We start from the raw sequence: 20,331 nt of genomic DNA, 5'->3' as shown, positions 1-20,331 counted from the left end.
AGGTGGGGGGGCGGGCTGCCCATTAAAGTCCGATTGGTGAGGGCTGATAATCAGTGGGGGATGAAGAAAACCCCCACTGATTAAAGTTTCACTTTATGGAAAGGGATGAAACCATTTGGTTTCATCCCTTTCTTTTTACTATAAAAAATGGAGGGGATATTATGAAAGAATATAAAAGAATTTTGTTACCGTTACAGAAAGAAAAAATATTAGTAATAGCAGCAGTATGCAGTGGGATTTTTGCAGCTATTTTAAATCTATCCCGTCCGCTATTCATGGGACTAATTGTAGATAACCTAATTCAACGAGAGCTGAAGGGAGCGTATTTTTACATTACTTTGTTTACAGTTAGCCGCTTGTTGATGTGGGTGAACAATCTTTCATTTGATTATGTAAGCTCAAAAGCAAGTCAACGAATATTGCAAAAGAAGCGTATAGATGTATTGCGCCATTTTTTCTTATTACCATTTGAAGAGAGTGAGAAAATCAAACAAGGAGAGTTAGAAACGTTAGTTGTGTCTGATATTCCAAACTGGGTCAGATTATATGGTTCTATATTAATAGAATATATACATGCCATTGCACAATTTATAGGTGCGTTCATAGCACTACAACATATAGATATACAGTTTATATTGTGGGTAACTCCGTTTTTATTTTTAAGTGCAACGGTTCCGATATTGATGGGGAAAAAGGTAAGAAATATTGCAAGTATTGCTCAAAACAATCAGTCAACTGTTGTAGAGATGGTGTCACAGTTTGTAAAAGGAGTACAAGATTTGCGTAGTTTACAAAAAGAAAAATGGGCCATTCGCTTATTTAAGAGAGTAACAGCACAATCTTATAAAACAGAAGTAAAGAAGACGATGATGCAACATTGCATTGGGGTAGTTGGAACGGTGATGGAAACAGGAGCATATATCGTTGTTCTCATTGTAGGTGTGCAAAAAATAATGAAGGGGGAAATAGAAGTTGGTTCACTTGTTGCAGTGTTAGCGACAATTGAAATGCTCTTTTTCCCTGTCCGTTATGTGGGCGATTTATTAATGATGACACAAGTTGCAATTGCTTCGGCAAATAGAGTTTTTTCCTTTTTAGATAAACGAGTGGCAAATAGTAATGTAGAAAGAGCGATGGGGATGACATTAACAAATGTTTCATTTCAGGAGAATGATGAAGAGAAATGCAGAATTTATAATATTGATTTGCAAATTAAACCTGGTGAACTCATTATGATTGTAGGAGAAAGTGGTGCAGGAAAAACAACGCTTTTAAAATTAATGGCAGGCTTGTATAAACCATCTAACGGTAGCGTTGCTTATTATGGAAATGAGGCTCGATTGACTACAGTGTGGCAAGAACCACGTTTTTTTCGGACGACAGTAAAAGAGAATATGTATTTCGGTGAAGAGTATATAGAACACCAGTTAGAAAAAAATATTGAACTTGTAAATGGAACATCAATTATTAGGGACTTGCCTGAAGGGATTCAAACTGTATTACATAAAAGTGGTGAAGAGTTTTCGGGAGGAGAAAGGAAACGTCTTGCATTACTGCGAGCAATTGTTTCAAATCCAAATCTTATTATTTTAGATGAACCGACTGCCGGATTAGATCCGAGCAATCAAGAAATTGTTTGGAATATGATAGAAGGGCTGGGAGGCGAGGTCACGAGAATTGTGGCTACGCATGATGTAGAGAAAGTAATACTAGCAGATCGCGTTGTCATCATGAAAGAAGGAAGTATTGTAGCATGTGGAAGTCCTGAAAAATTAATAAATAGTCATTCATTTTTTAAGAGATGTGAATAAAGATAAGAGCAATGCTCTAATCTTTATTCACCGTCATTTAGTTGATACTGGATAGATTCGGAGTGATTTAGATCAACGTTAAAAGTAGCAGTCATAAGGAAAGTGGCAATTCCAAGAATTAAGAAAAGGACGAATGAGACTAGAGAAACGTAGAGACAAATACGCCCTACTTTCTTTTTTTCAAGATCGTTACTAAAGAGTGAAATGATCCATGTAATAATACCGATTGGGTATAAAAGAAAACTAAGAATATATAATGTTATTTTTTCGAATGAATTCATAAAAAATCCCCCTTTTGTTGAAGTTTATATAACTACGAAAGTAAAAAGGTGAATAGGTCCATAAGAAAATAAACAACACTGCATTTATTTTTCTAATTATATGATAAAAAGGAAAAAAATGCACTTTAAATAAGAATATTCTAATTATTTAGACTGTGAATATTTCCAAGCTTGTCCGTATAAGCTAAAATAAGGTATATAGTATTTGAGTGATTAAGTTATAAGAAGATAAATACGTTAGGGTGATATAAAATGTGGAGGAAGCTTACGATTATTGTAGTGTTACTTTGTTTAGCGGGATATGCAGCTTATGAACAGTTTGGTAAAAACGATCAGGTAGTGCAAGGGGAGCAAACAAAAAGTGAAGCTGCTATGAAAGAAATGATTGCAAGTAATGGTATTGAAATAGGGAAGAGTGCGCCAGACTTTGAATTAACGAAGTTAGATGGAACGAATGTAAAGTTATCAGATTTAAAAGGAAAGAAAGCGATTTTAAACTTTTGGGCAACGTGGTGTGGGCCTTGCCAGCAAGAAATGCCAGATATGGAGGCTTTCTATAAAGAACATAAAGAAAATGTAGAAATTTTAGCAATAAATTATACGCCTTCAGAAAAAGGCGGGGGGATAGAAAAGGTAAGTAATTTTGCTAAGGAAAAAGGAATTACTTTTCCTATTTTATTGGATAAGAACATTGATGTAACAACAGCGTATAAAGTCATTACGATCCCAACTTCGTATTTTATAGATACAAAAGGTGTCATTCAAGATAAGTTTATTGGGCCGATGACGCAAAAAGAGATGGAGAAACGGATTGCCAAATTAAAATAACAGTGAAAAGGTAGAGATGAAATATAATCATTTCTGCCTTTTCTTTTTCACGTAGTGATAACTGCATGGTATGATAAAAGAAATATAAACGTTGAAAGATAAAGGAGTGTATTTGGAGTGGGGAATATATCCTTACCGTTAGATTATGTTGTAATTGACTTTGAAACAACAGGATTTAATCCTTATAATGATAAGATCATTCAAGTGGCAGCAGTGAAATATCGTAATCATGAACTAGTAGATCAATTTGTTTCCTATGTGAATCCGGAGCGTCCAATTCCGGACCGAATAACGAGTTTAACAGGTATTACAAATTATCGTGTTTCGGATGCACCGACGATTGAAGAAGTGTTACCTTTATTTTTAGCATTTTTACATACAAATGTAATTGTCGCTCATAATGCATCTTTTGATATGCGCTTTTTGAAAAGTAATGTGAATATGCTTGGTTTACCGGAACCACAAAATAAAGTGATTGATACTGTGTTTCTAGCAAAGAAATATATGAAGCACGCGCCTAATCATAAACTTGAAACGTTAAAGCGAATGCTTGGAATTCGTTTAAGTTCTCATAATGCATTTGATGATTGTATTACTTGTGCAGCAGTTTATCAAAAATGTGCCTTTATTGAAGAAGAGGCGAAAAGGAAATCGAATACAGAAGTACTTGATGAAACAGCAGTATATGAAGCGGTAAAAGAGATACTTGTACGAAATAAACGTGATATTGAATGGATTCGTTGCATGAATGTAGGAAGCTATTTAGATATAAAAGCTTTTTATCCAGTTATGAGATTAAAGGTAAAAGGGCGAAAGAAATACGTATTAACAGACATATTAGAAGATGATGTGAAAGAAATATGTACGAGTTTAGCCTGTGAACCGGCGTTAAAAAGTGAAGTTGGTAACACGAGAATTATGCTTAATAGCTTAGAGGACGTCCTGAAATTAGAAAGTTATATTTTAGAACAGTATGATTTTGTATTGCAAGCGCTGCATGATTATAAACAAAGTGAAATGAATGCAGATGAAAAACTAAAAGAATATTTGAATATTATGGTGTAATAAACTCCGTGTACATTTTACTGTACACGGAGTTTTTTTAGGAGTACTAAAACATAAAATTTTCTTGCAAATCTGATTAAATAGTTTTTCCTTTGCTCATACTATGTAATAAGAAAGCGAAGGAGAGAGGGTGAACAGCATGAGAAGAAGTCGCCGTAAATCGTTTGACGAGCTTGTGAAAGAAAATAAACAACAATTATTAAGCGATCGCGATGCAATCGATCGCATTGAAGAGCGTATTGAAAAACGTTATGAAATGAAACTTTTTAAGCAAGCTGAATAATTCTTAACACTAGTACGATACTACTGTTAAGGAGGCGATAGTAATGGGTAATCCGAAAAAGAATTCAAAAGACTTTGCACCGAATCATATTGGAACACAATCAAAAAAAGCTGGTGGCAATAAAGGAAAGCAAATGCAAGACCAAACGGGCAAACAACCGATTGTTGATAACGGTTAAAGAAAAGGAGAATATTGTATTCTCCTTTTTTATGTATAAATTTGAGGGAAGATAGGTAATTTAAGCTGGTGTGTATATACAATATTAGGAGGAAAGTACATGCCAAATCCAGATAATCGAAGTGATAACGCTGAAAAGTTACAAGAAATGGTGCAAAATACAATTGATAACTTTAATGAAGCAAAAGAAACAGCGGAGCTTTCTAATGAAAAAGACCGTTCTGCTATTGAAGCAAAAAATCAAAGACGTTTAGAAAGTATTGACTCATTAAAAAGTGAAATCAAAGATGAATCTTAACAGAATGTACAAAAAGGGCTGACTTTTGTCAGCCCTTTTTCGTAATTGTAAAGTTTTCAACGAGTAAACGCCAATTTTGTGGAAATGGCAAGCCAATCTTCCAATAACTAATACCGCCAATGCCTTGTTCTTTCATTAAATTGAATTTACTTTGAATAGATCTCGCATCTTCAAACCAAACTTCGTGTTGTACACCGTTTTCGTCAAAGTAATTGAAATGTGGAGCTTGAGCTGTGAAATCATAGCGGATAGGAACATTGTATTTACGAGCGAGTGCAACAGCTGCAACAGAGCTAACTGCTTTTGCTGGTGGGTTTCCTTGTTTGAACGGAAGTTTCCAATCGAATCCGTATAAATTTTGCCCCATCATAATTTTTTGAGGAGGCATTTGAGATTTTGCGTATTGAAGTACTTCTTTTACAGGGCCGATAGGAGAGATTGCCATCGGTGGTCCGCCCTGCCATCCCCAGTCATATGTCATAATGACGACGAAATCAACAATTTGTCCTTGTGCTTTATAATCGTGAGCTTCGAAAAATTTTCCCTTTTGATTGGAACTTGTTTTCGGTACAAGCGTTGTACTTAATGTGTATCCGTTAGGTAAGCGTGTTTTCACATTTCGTAAAAAACGATTATACGCTTCGCGATCTTCGGGTGCAACACTCTCAAAATCGAAATGAATATCTCGCATACCGTACTTCTCAGCAGTTTGCAAAATATTTGTAATAAATTTGTTTTGGATTGTTGCGTCCCGTAAAATAACGGATGTTAGATCGGCACTGAAATTTCCGTTTTCGATGTTCGTAATAACGAGCATAGGGATGGTATTACCTTGCGTTGCAATATTAGCGATTTTAGCTGTTTCAGTTGGTTCTTTTAACGTACCATCTCTTTTTGCCTCGAAGCTGAAGTAAGCTAAGTATGTTAAAAATGGATTAATAGCACGTGTAGCATTAACTAAACTTTCTTTAATAGGTATAGTGGAAGGTTGTAAATAAGCGATGGATTCTACTGCACGTTTCGTCCCTTTCGGTATATATAATTGCTGTCCAACGTGGAGAATGGATTTTAAAGATAAGTTATTCACTTTAGCTAAACTAGCGAGAGGAACGTTATATGTTTGAGAGATTCGATATAGGCTATCGCCAGGCTGTACATAATAATTATTCCCTTTCGTATTCACGATCAGAGCCTGACCAACAACGAGTGTTTCAGCTGGATTTAATCCATTGTCTTTTACTATCTCGTCAGGTGTTGATCCATATTTTGATGCCAAGCTATATACGCTATCACCGCTACAATTTGAATCATATGCTTGCTCCTTTCGGTAAAAGATTCACTGTTTTTATTTTATTTTTGATTCCGCTGTATTATGATTAAATGTATGCAAGGTAGCAGAAGTGAAAGAAGGCGAATATATATGTTTGTAGCAGAACATGAAGTTGAAATCCGTTATGCGGAAACAGATCAAATGGGTGTTGTTTACCATTCAAACTATTTAGTGTGGCTTGAATTAGGTCGCACGAAACTTATACAAGATTTAGGGTTTTCATATGTTGAAATGGAGAAAGAAGGAATTATTTCTCCTGTGTTAGATTTGCAAATTTCTTATCGTAAAGCAATGCGTTACGGGGAAAAAGCAATTGTAAAAACGTGGGTTGATACAGTGAGCCCGCTTCGCGTTGTATATGGATATGAAATATATAATGGTGAAGGTGAACTTTGTATTACGGCAAGTACGACAAATATTTGTGCGAAAAAAGAAGGGTTCAGGCCCGTATCATTTAAAAAGTTCTATCCAGAGTGGTATGCGAAATATGAGGAAATTAAGAAAAAATAAAAAAGCGTGGCGGAAGCCACGTTTTTTTATTTTTCATAATTAAATTGCGGGAAATCATCACCGTCGTTAAATGTAACAGATAAATTATGTCCATCGAAGAACCATTCATCATCGCTTTCAATAAAGAAGTTAATACCTTCTTCTTGAATTTGAACAGCAGGATGTGCAGGATCATCTTTACGAATACCTAAAGAAAGTCCTTTTTGCACAGTACTACAACCGCCATATTGTACGAAAAGGCGCAGTGTTTCACCCGATTGTAAGTTTAATTCGTTTTTATACCATTGTGCTGCTTCTTTTGTTACGGAAAGATTCATGTATAGTTCCTCCAAATTATGTTGCTTTTTCTTTAGTATAAAAAATAACGCAAAAAGACGCTATTAATATGCTTCACGTTTTCTTTTTGCGTTATGTGGGTTACGATCTTATTTTTGCTTTTTTGAAAAGTTTGCTTTCGGTTCAGTTTTATTTATAATTCGTCCAATATTTGCACGGTGTTTATAAATAACCATACCTGCTAATAAACACATCGCAATAATGAAGATTTTATCCCCGCTAACAATTGATGCGATAACGGCAACGACAGCTGTTACCATAGAAGAAAGTGATACGTATCTTGTTGTAAATAAAAGGCTGAAAAAGACAACAGCTAAAATTGCAAAAACAACTGGTGAGTAGCATAATAGCACGCCAGCAGAAGTTGCAACTGCTTTACCGCCACGGAATTTCGCGAAAATCGGATACACATGTCCAAGAACAGCTGCTAATCCGAACCATAGTGGATGAATGTCTAACGCGAAAATAATCGGTAGACTCGTTGCTAATGTACCTTTTAAAATGTCAGCAATTGTAACGATAAAACCTGCTTTTTTCCCTAGTGTGCGGAATGTATTGGTTCCGCCTAAATTACCGCTTCCGTGCTCACGAATGTCAATTCCATAACCAATCTTTCCAACGACTAGTGCAAATGGAATCGAGCCAAGTAAGTAGGCAACGATAAATAAAAGATATGTAGTAACCATAAGTTCAGTCTCCTTTATTCAAATGTGTTGATAAAGGGTAAAAAGAGTTTTTCCCGTATATTGTACCATACATTTGTAAAGAGCACATTTCTTTTTTGTAAATGAAAAATTCATTATTTCGTGCAAAAAATTTCACAGGAATGTTACATTTCTCACAGAAACACTAAGACTATATGTAGTAACATTTTAATCAAAAGACAACAACATATTGGTGGAGGGTTATAAATGTTACAAAAAAATACACGTGGAGAAGAATTAATGAGAATATTTGAGACAATAGTCCACGGCAATGAACAAGATTTAATGCAAGAAAATGCAAATGTAGACGGCCGCTCTCCGATGGGAGTAATGGGAACGTTCGCATCTGAGAGTGCGAAATATTACGCTGTTGAAAATTTATTGTCAGATTCAGTGAAAAAAGCGATAAATGAAAATATATTATATCCGCATGATTTAGATTTTTATGCGACTGGAACGACAACTTGTTCGCAAATTCCGTTAGCGCAAATGCTTGCGAACGGTTTTCATACCGGACATGGACATATGAGACAACCGCAAGACATTAAAAGTGCATTAGCTCTTTCATCTATTATTTTTCAAGCGAATCAAAATATGCAGCACGGTGGTCAATCGTTTGCACTCTTTGATGTTGATTTAGCTCCATATGTGAGAAAAACAGTAGAGAGACATAAGAAACGATTACATTCATATCCGCTTACGAAAGAACAAATAGAAGAATTTGCGTGGAAAGAAACAGAAAATGATACGTATCAGGCTTGTGAGGCTTTCATTCATAATTCAAATAGTATGCATAGTAGGGGCGGAGGGCAAGTACCGTTTATTTCTATTAATTATGGAACAGATACATCGAAAGAAGGAAGACTTTTAATTAAACAACTTTTAAAAGCGACACAAGCTGGTCTTGGTAAAGGGGAAACACCAATTTTTCCTATTCAAATTTTTAAAATGAAAAAGGGTGTGAATTTTGAAGAGAGCGATACGAACTATGATTTATTTGAATTAGCGTTAGAGACAACGGCTGAACGATTATTCCCTAACTTTTCATTTTTAGATGCGCCATTTAATGCTGTGCATTATGATGGAAGACCGGAAAGTGAAGTATGTTACATGGGATGTCGTACTCGTGTTATGTCGAACATACATGGAGAAGAAACGGCGATTGGAAGAGGGAATTTATCATTTACATCTATTAATTTAGTGAAATTAGCGTTAATTAGTGGTTCAAAAGAAGCGTTTTTTGAAGCGTTAAATTATTACTTAGATGTAGGAATCCAGCAATTATTAGAGAGATTTGAGTATCAATGTACGAAACGAGCAAGAGATTTTCGATTTTTATATTCACAAGGTGTATGGCGCGGTGGAGAAAAGTTACAGCCTGAAGATTCTGTAGCATCGATTTTAAAGCAAGGGACGTTAAGTCTTGGTTTTATCGGTCTTGCGGAGTGTTTAGTAGCTTTAACAGGCAAGCATCACGGAGAAGATGAAGAATCATGGAAACTCGGATATGAAATTATTTCCTTTATGAGAGATAGAATGGATAAAGCGACAGAAGAACATGAACTGAATTTCTCAGTCATTGCAACTCCAGCAGAAGGATTATCAGGGAAGTTTGTGAAAAAAGATAGAGAAGAATTTGGCGTGATTAGCGGTATAACGAACCATAATTATTATACGAATTCATTCCATATTCCAGTTTATTATAACATTCAGGCGATAAATAAAATTCGTTTAGAAGGCCCGTTCCACGCTCTATGTAACGGGGGACATATTACGTATATTGAACTAGATGGAGCAGCAATGCATAACAAAAAGGCATTAAAACAAATTGTACAAGCTATGGCAGAGAATGGCGTTGGATACGGTTCAATTAATCACCCTGTTGACCGTTGTAAGTGCTGTAGTTATCACGGAGTTATTGGAAATGAATGTCCGAGCTGCGGAAATGAAGATGAGGCTAACATAGAAAGAATTCGCCGTATAACAGGTTATCTTGTAGGAGATATGTCGAAGTGGAATAGTGCGAAACGTAGTGAAGAGATGGATCGGGTGAAGCATAAATGAAAGTGATGAACATCATTCATGATAGTGTAGTAGATGGAGAAGGGTTGCGGACAGTCGTGTTTTTTGCGGGCTGTCCGCATCGTTGTTTCGGCTGCCATAATCCGAAATCGTGGAATATTTGTAATGGAACTGAAATGACAGTAGAAGAAATTGTGAAAGAGATTGCAAGTAATCCATTAACTGATGTAACATTTTCAGGTGGAGATCCATTTTTTCAAGCTGCTGAAGTGAAACAAGTAGCAAGAGCAGTGAAAGATTTGAAAAAAAATTTATGGATGTATACAGGTTATACGTTAGAAGAGATACAGAGTTCTCAAAATAATGATATGATAGAGTTGTTACATTATGGGGATGTTTTAGTCGATGGAAGATTTGAAATCGAGAAAAAAGATTTAACACTTCCATTTCGCGGAAGCTCCAATCAACGTATTATTCGATTGAAAGAGTAAAAAGGCGGGATAGATTATATGAATAAAACAGTATTACTTGTCGAAGATGAAAGAAGATTACGTGAAATTGTTAGCGATTATTTTCGTAATGAAGGTTTTGAAGTAATCGAAGCAGAAGACGGAAAAAAAGCGCTAGAATTATTTGCAGAGCATGAAATCGATTTAATTATGTTAGATATTATGTTACCAGAAATAGATGGATGGTCTGTTTGTAGACGAATTCGAAAAGAATCAGCAGTGCCAATTATTATGCTCACAGCACGTTCAGATGAGGATGATACATTACTAGGATTTGAATTAGGTGCAGATGAGTATGTAACGAAACCTTTCAGCCCGAAAGTGTTAGTAGCTCGAGCAAAGACTTTATTGAAGCGTGCGGATGGCGTGGTGGGAGTAGCTGAAGAAAATGCTATGTCTTTAGCTGGAATAGAAGTGAATCGTCTATCTAGAACCGTTTTAGTAGATGGAGAAGAAATTATATTAACACATAAAGAATTTGAACTTCTCGTTTATTTAATGGAGAACAAAGGAATTGTGTTGTCACGTCAACATTTATTAGATCAGTTATGGGGATATGACTATTACGGTGATGACCGAACGGTTGATACTCATATTAAAAAACTACGAAATAAGCTAGGAGATAAAGCGAAGCATATCGGTACTGTTATTCGTGTTGGTTATAAATTTGAAGAATAACGCGGAACGTATTGTGCGCTTCACTCTAGGAAAATAACAATTTTATATCCTCTTTTGCAGGTAGAATGTACAAAAAATGCTTTTTTTGTCTACAATGTTAAATAAGCGTATTTTTTTAATTGGATTTCACGATGAGTTCACAAGAAGGACACAAAACGTGACTATACTGAAAATACGAATTCACCAGAGAGGGGAAGTAAACATGGGATATTACGACGGACCAAATTTAAATGAAGAGCATAGTGAAACGAGAGAAGTGAGAAAATCGGGCAGTAAAAAAGGCTATTTTTTCACAGGTTTAGTCGGAGCTGTAGTTGGGGCTGTTTCAATTAGTTTTGCAGCACCATATATGCCATGGGCTCAAAATAATGGAGCGGCGGTATCATCATTTAGTTCAGATTCGAAAGTAGAAGGTACTGTAGTTCCTGTTGTCAATAAAGCAAAAAATGAGACTGATTTACCTGGGATGATTGAAGGCGCGAAAGATGTTGTTGTAGGTGTTATTAATATGCAACAAAGCATTGATCCATTTGCAATGCAACCGACAGGTCAAGAACAACAAGCCGGTTCAGGGTCAGGTGTGATTTATAAAAAAGCAGGAAATAAAGCATATATTGTAACAAACAACCACGTAGTAGATGGAGCAAATAAACTTGCTGTAAAACTAAGTGATGGTAAAAAAGTAGATGCAAAGCTTGTAGGGAAAGACCCTTGGTTAGATTTAGCGGTTGTAGAAATTGATGGATCTAATGTAAATAAAGTTGCCACTTTAGGTGATTCAAGTAAAATCCGTGCGGGTGAAAAAGCAATTGCGATCGGTAACCCACTAGGGTTTGATGGAAGTGTAACGGAAGGTATAATCAGTAGTAAAGAACGTGAAATTCCAGTTGATATTGATGGGGACAAACGTCCAGATTGGCAAGCACAAGTTATTCAAACAGATGCAGCGATCAATCCAGGTAATAGTGGTGGTGCGTTATTTAACCAAAACGGTGAAATAATTGGGATTAATTCAAGTAAAATTGCACAACAAGAAGTTGAAGGAATTGGATTTGCTATTCCAATTAATATCGCAAAGCCAGTTATTGAATCACTTGAAAAAGACGGAGTAGTGAAACGTCCAGCCCTTGGAGTAGGTGTTGTTTCATTAGAAGATGTGCAAGCTTATGCAGTAAATCAATTGAAAGTACCGAAAGACGTAACAAACGGCGTTGTATTAGGTAAAATTTACCCAATATCACCGGCCGAAAAAGCTGGTTTAGAGCAATATGATATTGTAGTAGCATTAGATAATCAAAAAGTAGAGAATGCTCTTCAATTCCGTAAATATTTATATGAAAAGAAAAAAGTAGGCGAGAAAGTGGAAGTTACATTCTATCGTAACGGTCAAAAAATGACGAAAACAGCTACTTTAGCAGATAACTCAGCTACAAAGAATCAATAATCGGAATAAAAGAAAGTCTCTTTCATATTGAAAGAGACTTTCTTTATCGGCTATACTAAAGGAATAGGAGGGATTAATTATGATGATTGAAAACCCAACTCGTACGGAAATTGGTGAAGTATTAAAGAAAAGCAAAACAATTGCGGTTGTTGGATTATCAGATAAGCCAGAACGTACATCGTATATGGTGTCAAAAGCAATGCAAGATGCTGGGTATCGCATTATTCCAGTAAACCCAACAGTAGATGAAGTGCTTGGAGAAAAGGCAGTTGCTTCACTAAAAGATATTAAGGAACATGTTGACATTGTAAATGTATTCCGCCGTTCAGAATTTTTAATGGATGTTGCAAAAGAATTTGTGGAGATTGATGCAGATGTTTTTTGGGCACAATTAGGAGTACAAGATGAAGATACATATCAACTTTTAAAAGAAAAAGACTATACTGTAATAATGGATCGTTGCATAAAAGTAGAACATGCAATGACAAAATAGTATAGATTGTAAAGTTAGAAAGATTGCTTCAGCCCTTATTATAGATAAGTAGGGCCGATGAACGAGGTGTTCATCATGAGATTTTTTAAAGGCTGTTTTTGGGGATTGTTACTTGTAATCCCGTTTTGGATCTTGATCATTTGGATCATAATAAAGGTTTGGAATATGTAATCTTGGCATACATATCCATTTCTCGTTGACAAACGATTATTTTTCTGAAATAGTAGCCTAGAGGAATCCTTGTGAAAAAACAAGGATTTTTCTATTGAAAATGGTATATAAAAGAGATAAGATAACTTGCCAAAACTATAGTCGAGGCGTTATTCTATAATAGAAACATATGTTCTGATTTTGGATTAGGAAAGGGGCAAGGAGTTTGGCGAAGCATCAGTTCCAATATAATGAAGATGCGATTCAAGTGTTAGAAGGACTTGAAGCCGTTCGAAAACGCCCGGGTATGTATATCGGGAGCACGGACAGCCGTGGATTGCATCATTTAGTATACGAAATAGTAGATAACTCCGTTGATGAAGCGTTAGCGGGATTTGGCGACGAAATTTCTGTCGTAATACATAAAGATAATAGTATTAGCGTTATTGATAAAGGGCGAGGAATGCCTACGGGAATGCATAAACTTGGGAAACCGACACCTGAAGTTATTTTAACTGTACTTCATGCAGGCGGTAAGTTTGGTCAAGGTGGCTATAAAACAAGCGGTGGTTTACACGGTGTTGGGGCATCAGTTGTAAACGCCTTATCAGAATGGTTAGTCGTAACGATTAAGCGTGACGGAAATATTTATGAACAACGCTTTGAAAATGGTGGTGTTCCTGTAACGACGCTTGAAAAAATCGGAAAGACGAAAGAATCTGGTACGACAATGCATTTTAAACCAGATACAACAATTTTCAGTACAACAAATTATAACTATGAAACTTTATGTGAAAGATTACGCGAATCTGCATTTTTATTAAAAGGGATGAAAATCTCAATAAAAGATGAACGAAATGATTTAGAAGATGTGTTTCATTATGAAACAGGAATTGAAGCTTTCGTTTCATACTTAAACGAAGAGAAAGATTCGATTCATCCAGTTGTATATTTCTCTGGTGAACAAAATGGAATTGAGGCAGAGCTAGCATTTCAATTTAACGATGGCTACTCAGAAAATATTCTATCGTTTGTAAATAACGTACGTACAAAAGATGGTGGAACACATGAAGCTGGATTTAAGACAGCAATGACGCGTGTGTTTAATGAGTATGCTCGTAAAGTTTCGCTATTAAAAGAAAAAGATAAAAACTTAGAAGGTACAGATATTCGTGAAGGTGTAGCGGCTATTGTTTCTGTACGTGTACCAGAAGAAGTACTTCAGTTTGAAGGACAAACGAAGGGGAAACTAGGTACAAGTGAAGCTCGTTCTTCAATTGATGCCATTGTATCAGAGCATTTAGCTTACTTTTTAGAAGAAAACCCGGACGTAGCTACACTTCTTGTGAGAAAAGCAATTAAAGCAGCACAAGCACGTGAAGCCGCTCGTAAAGCGAGAGAAGAAGCGCGTACTGGTAAAAAGAAAAAGAAATCAGAAGGTACATTAAGTGGTAAATTAACACCCGCACAATCACGTAATCCGCAGAAAAATGAACTGTACCTAGTAGAGGGTGACTCTGCCGGTGGTTCTGCGAAACAAGGACGAGATCGACGTTTCCAAGCGGTATTACCATTACGTGGTAAAGTAATTAATACAGAAAAAGCAAAGCTTGCTGATATCTTTAAAAATGAAGAGATTAATACAATCATTTATGCAATTGGCGGCGGTGTAGGCAATGAATTCGATGTGGAAGATATTAACTACGATAAAGTTGTCATTATGACCGATGCTGATACAGACGGGGCGCATATTCAAGTATTGTTATTAACATTCTTCTACAGATATATGAAACCACTTATCGAAGCTGGTAAAGTGTTTATCGCACTTCCTCCTTTATACAAAGTAAGTAAAGGAAAAGGAAAAAGTGAAGTAATTGAATACGCATGGTCAGATGATGAATTAGATGAAGTAACGAAAAAAGTTGGAAAAGGTTACATGTTACAGCGTTATAAAGGACTTGGCGAAATGAATGCGGATCAATTATGGGAAACAACGATGAATCCTGAAACGCGTACATTAATTCGCGTGAAAATTGATGATGCAGCGAGGGCAGAGCGCCGCGTTACAACATTAATGGGTGATAAAGTAGAACCGCGTCGTAAATGGATTGAGCGCAATGTACAGTTTGGTATGCAAGAAGAAGGAAATATTTTAGAAAATGAAATGATTATGGAGACGGAGGTGGAATAACATGCAAGCAGAGAAGTTTCATGACCTCCCGCTTGAAGACGTGTTAGGTGATCGCTTTGCACGTTATAGTAAATATATTATTCAAGATCGCGCACTTCCAGATGCGCGTGACGGTTTAAAGCCGGTACAAAGACGTATTTTATATTCTATGTATGTAGAAGGAAACGTGCACGATAAAGCATTCCGTAAGTCAGCTAAAACAGTCGGTAACGTTATTGGTAATTATCATCCGCATGGCGATTCCTCTGTATATGAGGCGATGGTACGTTTAAGCCAAACTTGGAAAGTACGTAATGTTTTAGTTGAGATGCATGGTAATAACGGTAGTGTTGACGGGGATCCAGCAGCAGCAATGCGTTATACGGAAGCCCGATTATCACCAATTGCATCTGAGTTATTACGTGATCTTGATAAAGAAACAGTAGAATTCGTATCCAATTTTGATGATACGAGTGAAGAACCGGTTGTTTTACCAGCAGCGTTCCCGAACTTATTAGTGAATGGATCTACAGGGATTTCCGCTGGTTATGCAACAGAAATTCCTCCGCATCATCTTGGAGAAGTTATTGACGCTACAATGATGCGTATTGATAAACCGAATAGTACTGTTGATGATTTATTAACAGTTATGAAAGGACCTGATTTCCCAACAGGTGGTATTATTCAAGGGATTGACGGTATTAAAAAGGCGTATGAAACAGGTAAAGGTAAAATTATTATTCGCGGGAAAGCAGAAGTTGAAACGGTTCGTGGTGGGAAACAGCAAATCGTAATTACTGAAATTCCATACGAAGTAAATAAAGCAAACCTTGTTAAGAAAATGGATGAGTTACGTCTAGATAAAAAATTAGATGGCATTGCTGAAGTGCGTGATGAGACAGATCGTACAGGTCTTCGTATTGTCGTAGAATTAAAAAAAGAAGCAAATTCTGAAGGTATTTTAAATTATTTATATAAAAATACAGATTTGCAAATACCATATAACTTTAATATGGTAGCGATTAATAATCGTCGTCCAACGCTTATGACATTACCGAAAATTTTAGATGCATATATTGGGCATCAAAAAGAAGTTGTTACGAGACGTTCACAATATGAATTAAGAAAAGCAGAAAATCGTCAACATATTGTAGAAGGTTTAAAGAAAGCATTATCGATTTTAGACCAAGTTATTGAAACGATTCGAGCTTCAAAAGATAAGCGTAATGCAAAAGATAATTTAAGTGCGAAATTTGGATTTACAGAAGCGCAAGCGGAAGCAATTGTATCCTTGCAATTATATCGTTTAACGAATACAGATATTACAGCACTACAACAAGAGGCAGATGAGCTTAATAAGAAAATTATTGAGCTACAGGCAATTTTACAAAGTGAAAAAAGATTACTTCAAGTAATTAAAACAGATTTAAAGAGAGTTAAGAAAACATATAGTGATGATCGACGCGCGATTATTGAAGATCAAATCGAGGAAATTAAAATCGATGTAGAAGTGATGATCCCACAAGAAGATGTCATCGTTACTGTAACGAAAGAAGGATATGTGAAACGTACTGGATGGCGCTCACATAATGCCTCAAACGGCAAAGACTTCGGTATGAAAGAGGGTGACATCTTACTTGAACGATTCGATACGAATACGACAGAGACAGTCCTCTTATTTACGAATAAAGGAAACTATATATATTTGCCAGTATACGAAATGCCAGATATTCGTTGGAAAGATTTAGGTCAGCACGTTGCTAATATCGTTTCACTCGACCGGGATGAAACCATTATTTGGGCAACTGTCGTACCGAACTTTGAGGAAGAAAAGCGATTTATCGTATTTGTAACAAAGAATGGTATGATTAAGAAGACAGAATTAAACCAATATAAAGTACAGCGTTACTCAAGAGCGTTCGTTGCTGTAAACTTGAAAAAAGATGATGAAGTTGTTGATATATTTGCGACAGATGGAACGAGTGATATCGTTCTTGCTACACACGGTGCATATGCACTTATTTTCCATGAAGATGAAGTAAGTCCAGTCGGTGTAAGAGCCGCTGGTGTGAAAGCAATTAATTTAAAAGAAGATGACTATGTTGCTGCTGGTAAGCCATTAAATGGTGACAAAGATCAACTTATTCTCGTAACGCAGCGTGGTGCTGTAAAACGCCTAAAAGCATCAGAAATTGAGAAATCAACGAGGGCGAAGCGAGGTCTTGTTATTTTCAAAGAGTTAAAACGTAATCCATACCGCATTGTCGGTATTGAAATCGTTAGAGACGATGAACTAGTTTACATGAAGACAGAGAAACATATCGTAGAAGAAATTGATCCGAAAGCGTATCGAAATAAGGACAGGTATAGTAACGGTAGTTTAGTACTAGATGTTAATGATACTGGTGAAGTTATTGAAACGTGGACGAAAAAACGCCCGGAATAAAAAAAGCATCTTGCCATGAATAATGGCAAGATGCTTTTTTCTAGGCAATTTATTATGTAAATAATAATAATCTTGTTATAATAACTGAATGAAATCGTTCTCATGAAGTGAGACTTTAATCAGTGGGGTCTTACTGCCCACAAATAGCGGGATAAATGGAGGGGCAACATGAAAAAAATAGGTGTAGGGATTGTAGGATTTGGATTTTCTAGTACAACATTTCATATCCCATTATTACAAACGATAGAAGAATACGATATTCGTGCCATATTATCTTCAAAAGAAGAGGTAGTAAAAGAAACATTACCGAATGCTAACGTCGTGAGTACAATTGATGAATTGGTGAAGCGAGCTGATATTGACTTAGTCGTTATTACTTCACCAAATACAACTCATTTTCCATATGTAAAAGAAGCAATATTAAACGGTAAGCATGTTGTTGTAGAGAAACCATTTGTTGTTTCAATTGAAGAAGGAGAAGAGCTTATTTCATTAGCAAAGAAACATAATGTGGTATTAAGTGTATATCATAATCGCCGTTTTGATAATGATTTCTTAACGATAAAGAAATTATTAGAAGAGGATAGAATAGGAAATGTATACGCATATGAGGCGCATTTTGATCGCTTCCGTCCACATGTACGTGATCGCTGGAGAGAAAAGAACTTACCAGGATCAGGAATATTATATGATTTAGGATCGCATTTAATTGACCAAGCATTATCATTATTTGGGAAACCAAATGCGATAAGTGCAGATGTAATGAAGCAGCGACCAGGTGCAGAGGTGGATGATTATTTCCACATAGTACTTCACTACGGAGTTAAACGTGTCATTTTACGTGGTAGCAGTTATGTGAAAAAGGCAGGTCCACACTTTACAATGCATGGAGATAAAGGTTCTATGGTGAAATACGGTATGGATTCACAGGAAGAACAATTAAAAAATGGAATGAAGCCAGGCGATAACGGTTATGGAGTAGACATTGAAGAGAATTTTGCTACTCTAGAAACAGAAGAAGAGTCAGTACGTATTCCAACAGAAGTCGGCTGTTATGACATGTACTATAAAGGTGTAAGAGATAGTATTATAAGTGGTGAGAAATTACCTGTAACAGCGCAAGAAGGTTTAGAAGTAATTAAGCTGATTCAATTAGCGGTTGAAAGTAGTGAAACGGGTAGAGTTATCACTGTAAAATAAAAAGACACGAATTTCGTGTCTTTTTTATTAGGAATATGGCAAATTATTTAGTTTAATCGTTTATCATACATTAACTGGATTTGGATGCCGTAAGGATCTTCAATAATACCATATGCTTCACTAAATATATTTTTTTCTAGTGGAGAGATTACCTTCACATCTTTATCGGCAATTAAATTATTATAAAATCTTTGTATTTCTTCTAAATTAGCGCTTTGAATGCAAAGTGACATGTTATTTCCAATGTTATAACCTTCGTTAGGATTCATTGTATCTTCTGCTATCATTAGCTTTGTATTCCCAATTTGTAAAACAGAGTGAGCAATATGATCTTTATTTTCACTTGTAATTTTGAAAGAACTATCTCTTTTCGCCAGTTCTTCATACGTAACAACCATTAACTTTTTGGCTTCTAAATTACGTATATAAAAATGAATTGCCTCCTTTGCTTGCCCATTCATTGAAAGAAAAATAGCTATTTCTAATGTCATAAATTTATAACTCCTTTATTAGTTAATAATTATAATATAGACTAAAAAGGTTTCAATACATGACACCTTTCGAGGAGGGAAATATGAAAAAAACGGAACGAATAAATGATATGCTTATTTTCTTAAATAATAAAAGATATTTTAATTTAAAAGATTTAATGGTTAGATATGATATTTCTAAAAGTACCGCGTTGCGAGATATTCAATCATTAGAAGAAATAGGTGTACCAATATATTCTGAACTAGGCAGAAATGGAAGTTATAAAATTATAGAAAATAGTGTGTTGTCACCAATTTATTTTAGTGTGGATGAAATGTATGCATTATATTTTTCAATTCTTACATTAAATGGATACAAGACAAAACCATTCAATATAGAAAGTATTGCGCTTGAAAATAAATTTAAACATGTCTTACCTGATAATGTGCGTAAAAATATTGCAATTATGGAACGAACGCTTTCTTTTGAAGTAACAAATCATAGTAATTTTAGTCCGTTCTTAAAAGAAATTTTGCAGGGGATTTTTGCTGAGCGAGTTTATCATTTAACATATTTAAAAAAAGATGTGGAGAAAGCCTTGATTGCACAATTTATTCGAATAGAATCTAAATTTGGCCAGTGGTATGCTAAAATCTTTAATTTTGAGACAAATAATGTTCAAATAATTAGATGTGATAAAATTCTTTCTATTGTGGAAACAAGTAATACGAAGCCAAAAAATCTTGAGGAATTATTAAATTATCTTGCTACTTTTCACAGAAAACCTGATGCAATTGATTTTATTGTCATTGTTAATCAAAGAGGAAAAGACATTTTTGATAAAGAGAATTATCCTTCCATGAGGATACAAAAAGAAAATGAACATTATATTATAACAGGCTATTTCAATAAACAAGAAGTTGATTTTATCTCGAACTATTTTCTGAATTTCGGTGAAACGATTATCTCAATTCAGCCTGTTATGCTAAAAGAGTTAATCTATAATAAGGTGTTATCTATAAAGCAGCATTTCACTTCTTTAAGGTAAAGTTAGTTTTAGCCATTTATTTGACATGAAAAAGCCCTTGAGATTTAAATATCAAAGGGCTTTTTGTTGATTTTATT

The 20,331-nt window shown here is 35.5% G+C and carries 21 protein-coding genes; 16 read left to right on the top strand and 5 right to left on the bottom strand.

The annotated features are described in order from the left end of the window. Nucleotides 1-95 precede the first annotated feature (95 nt). Nucleotides 96-1,811 carry an ABC transporter ATP-binding protein gene (locus MKY00_RS17630; RefSeq protein ID WP_141114873.1) on the top strand — a complete coding sequence of 572 codons (1,716 nt, stop codon included), beginning with the start codon at nt 96-98 and terminating at the stop codon, nt 1,809-1,811. 23 nt (nt 1,812-1,834) lie between these two features. Here the strand turns inward: MKY00_RS17630 and MKY00_RS17625 are convergent, their stop codons facing one another. Then, nucleotides 1,835-2,092 (bottom strand): hypothetical protein, encoded by a 258-nt coding sequence (locus MKY00_RS17625; RefSeq protein ID WP_016718222.1) that lies wholly within the window; start codon nt 2,090-2,092, stop codon nt 1,835-1,837. Between the two features lie 252 nt (nt 2,093-2,344). Here MKY00_RS17625 and MKY00_RS17620 point away from each other — a divergent pair, with 252 nt between their 5' ends. The 5 genes from MKY00_RS17620 (at nt 2,345) to tlp (ending at nt 4,743) form a co-directional block, all read left to right on the top strand. Beyond that, a complete protein-coding gene (locus MKY00_RS17620; RefSeq protein ID WP_000269070.1) occupies nt 2,345-2,920 on the top strand; it encodes a TlpA family protein disulfide reductase in 576 nt (191 codons plus the stop codon). Nucleotides 2,921-3,037: 117 nt separating this feature from the next. Further along, on the top strand, nt 3,038-3,985 hold the full coding sequence (locus MKY00_RS17615; protein WP_000526908.1) for a 3'-5' exonuclease: 948 nt from the start codon (nt 3,038-3,040) through the stop codon (nt 3,983-3,985). A 139-nt stretch (nt 3,986-4,124) separates the two neighbouring features. Then, on the top strand, nt 4,125-4,268 hold the full coding sequence (locus MKY00_RS17610) for an FbpB family small basic protein (protein WP_001254697.1): 144 nt from the start codon (nt 4,125-4,127) through the stop codon (nt 4,266-4,268). A gap of 43 nt (nt 4,269-4,311) precedes the next feature. Further along, a complete protein-coding gene (gene sspN, locus MKY00_RS17605) occupies nt 4,312-4,446 on the top strand; it encodes an acid-soluble spore protein SspN (protein ID WP_000527987.1) in 135 nt (44 codons plus the stop codon). A 99-nt stretch (nt 4,447-4,545) separates the two neighbouring features. Further along, the gene (gene tlp / locus MKY00_RS17600) at nt 4,546-4,743 is read left to right on the top strand and encodes a small acid-soluble spore protein Tlp (protein ID WP_001133509.1); all 198 of its coding nucleotides are present in this window, start codon (nt 4,546-4,548) and stop codon (nt 4,741-4,743) included. A 28-nt stretch (nt 4,744-4,771) separates the two neighbouring features. Here the strand turns inward: tlp and MKY00_RS17595 are convergent, their stop codons facing one another. Next, complete coding sequence (locus MKY00_RS17595; protein WP_050558053.1) at nt 4,772-6,079, bottom strand: glycosyl hydrolase family 18 protein; 1,308 nt, start codon at nt 6,077-6,079, stop codon at nt 4,772-4,774. Between the two features lie 84 nt (nt 6,080-6,163). Here MKY00_RS17595 and MKY00_RS17590 point away from each other — a divergent pair, with 84 nt between their 5' ends. After that, on the top strand, nt 6,164-6,583 hold the full coding sequence (locus tag MKY00_RS17590; protein ID WP_000495815.1) for an acyl-CoA thioesterase: 420 nt from the start codon (nt 6,164-6,166) through the stop codon (nt 6,581-6,583). Between the two features lie 26 nt (nt 6,584-6,609). On the opposite strand, the gene MKY00_RS17585 is transcribed toward MKY00_RS17590, so the two are convergent. Both MKY00_RS17585 and plsY read right to left on the bottom strand, forming a co-directional pair. Then, nucleotides 6,610-6,900 (bottom strand): HesB/YadR/YfhF family protein, encoded by a 291-nt coding sequence (locus MKY00_RS17585; protein WP_001054446.1) that lies wholly within the window; start codon nt 6,898-6,900, stop codon nt 6,610-6,612. Nucleotides 6,901-7,008: 108 nt separating this feature from the next. Further along, nucleotides 7,009-7,605: a glycerol-3-phosphate 1-O-acyltransferase PlsY gene (plsY, locus tag MKY00_RS17580; RefSeq protein ID WP_000258965.1), complete on the bottom strand. Its 597-nt coding sequence runs from the start codon at nt 7,603-7,605 to the stop codon at nt 7,009-7,011. A gap of 225 nt (nt 7,606-7,830) precedes the next feature. Here plsY and MKY00_RS17575 point away from each other — a divergent pair, with 225 nt between their 5' ends. From MKY00_RS17575 to MKY00_RS17540, 8 genes are all read left to right on the top strand, one after another. Continuing rightward, a complete protein-coding gene (locus tag MKY00_RS17575; RefSeq protein ID WP_016718220.1) occupies nt 7,831-9,687 on the top strand; it encodes an anaerobic ribonucleoside triphosphate reductase in 1,857 nt (618 codons plus the stop codon). Further along, on the top strand, nt 9,684-10,136 hold the full coding sequence (gene nrdG, locus MKY00_RS17570; RefSeq protein ID WP_000867064.1) for an anaerobic ribonucleoside-triphosphate reductase activating protein: 453 nt from the start codon (nt 9,684-9,686) through the stop codon (nt 10,134-10,136). Before MKY00_RS17575 ends, nrdG begins: the two co-directional genes overlap by 4 nt. 18 nt (nt 10,137-10,154) lie before the next feature. Continuing rightward, a complete protein-coding gene (locus MKY00_RS17565; RefSeq protein WP_001044683.1) occupies nt 10,155-10,832 on the top strand; it encodes a response regulator transcription factor in 678 nt (225 codons plus the stop codon). Between the two features lie 202 nt (nt 10,833-11,034). Further along, a complete protein-coding gene (locus tag MKY00_RS17560; protein ID WP_000542636.1) occupies nt 11,035-12,276 on the top strand; it encodes a S1C family serine protease in 1,242 nt (413 codons plus the stop codon). Between the two features lie 79 nt (nt 12,277-12,355). Then, a complete protein-coding gene (locus tag MKY00_RS17555; RefSeq protein WP_000972424.1) occupies nt 12,356-12,769 on the top strand; it encodes a CoA-binding protein in 414 nt (137 codons plus the stop codon). A 376-nt stretch (nt 12,770-13,145) separates the two neighbouring features. Beyond that, nucleotides 13,146-15,110: a DNA topoisomerase IV subunit B gene (gene parE / locus MKY00_RS17550; RefSeq protein WP_001062200.1), complete on the top strand. Its 1,965-nt coding sequence runs from the start codon at nt 13,146-13,148 to the stop codon at nt 15,108-15,110. A 1-nt stretch (nt 15,111) separates the two neighbouring features. Continuing rightward, nucleotides 15,112-17,535: a DNA topoisomerase IV subunit A gene (gene parC / locus MKY00_RS17545; RefSeq protein ID WP_001147473.1), complete on the top strand. Its 2,424-nt coding sequence runs from the start codon at nt 15,112-15,114 to the stop codon at nt 17,533-17,535. A 168-nt stretch (nt 17,536-17,703) separates the two neighbouring features. After that, nucleotides 17,704-18,735, top strand: a complete 1,032-nt coding sequence (locus tag MKY00_RS17540) for an oxidoreductase (RefSeq protein WP_016718219.1) — start codon at nt 17,704-17,706, stop codon at nt 18,733-18,735. Nucleotides 18,736-18,782: 47 nt separating this feature from the next. Here MKY00_RS17540 and MKY00_RS17535 read toward each other — a convergent pair whose 3' ends face one another. Beyond that, on the bottom strand, nt 18,783-19,226 hold the full coding sequence (locus MKY00_RS17535) for a VOC family protein (protein WP_016718218.1): 444 nt from the start codon (nt 19,224-19,226) through the stop codon (nt 18,783-18,785). Between the two features lie 59 nt (nt 19,227-19,285). Between MKY00_RS17535 and MKY00_RS17530 the strand changes: the two genes are divergently transcribed. Continuing rightward, the gene (locus tag MKY00_RS17530; protein WP_029141175.1) at nt 19,286-20,254 is read left to right on the top strand and encodes a helix-turn-helix transcriptional regulator; all 969 of its coding nucleotides are present in this window, start codon (nt 19,286-19,288) and stop codon (nt 20,252-20,254) included. The last annotated feature ends 77 nt before the right edge of the window (nt 20,255-20,331 follow it).

Origin of the sequence: Bacillus sp. FSL R9-9834 (assembly GCF_038006905.1) — a bacterium.
Taxonomy (GTDB): Bacteria; Bacillota; Bacilli; order Bacillales; family Bacillaceae_G; genus Bacillus_A; species Bacillus_A pacificus.
The sequence above is the reverse complement of the archived record's forward strand: the minus strand, read 5'-3'. Positions and strand labels throughout refer to the sequence as shown.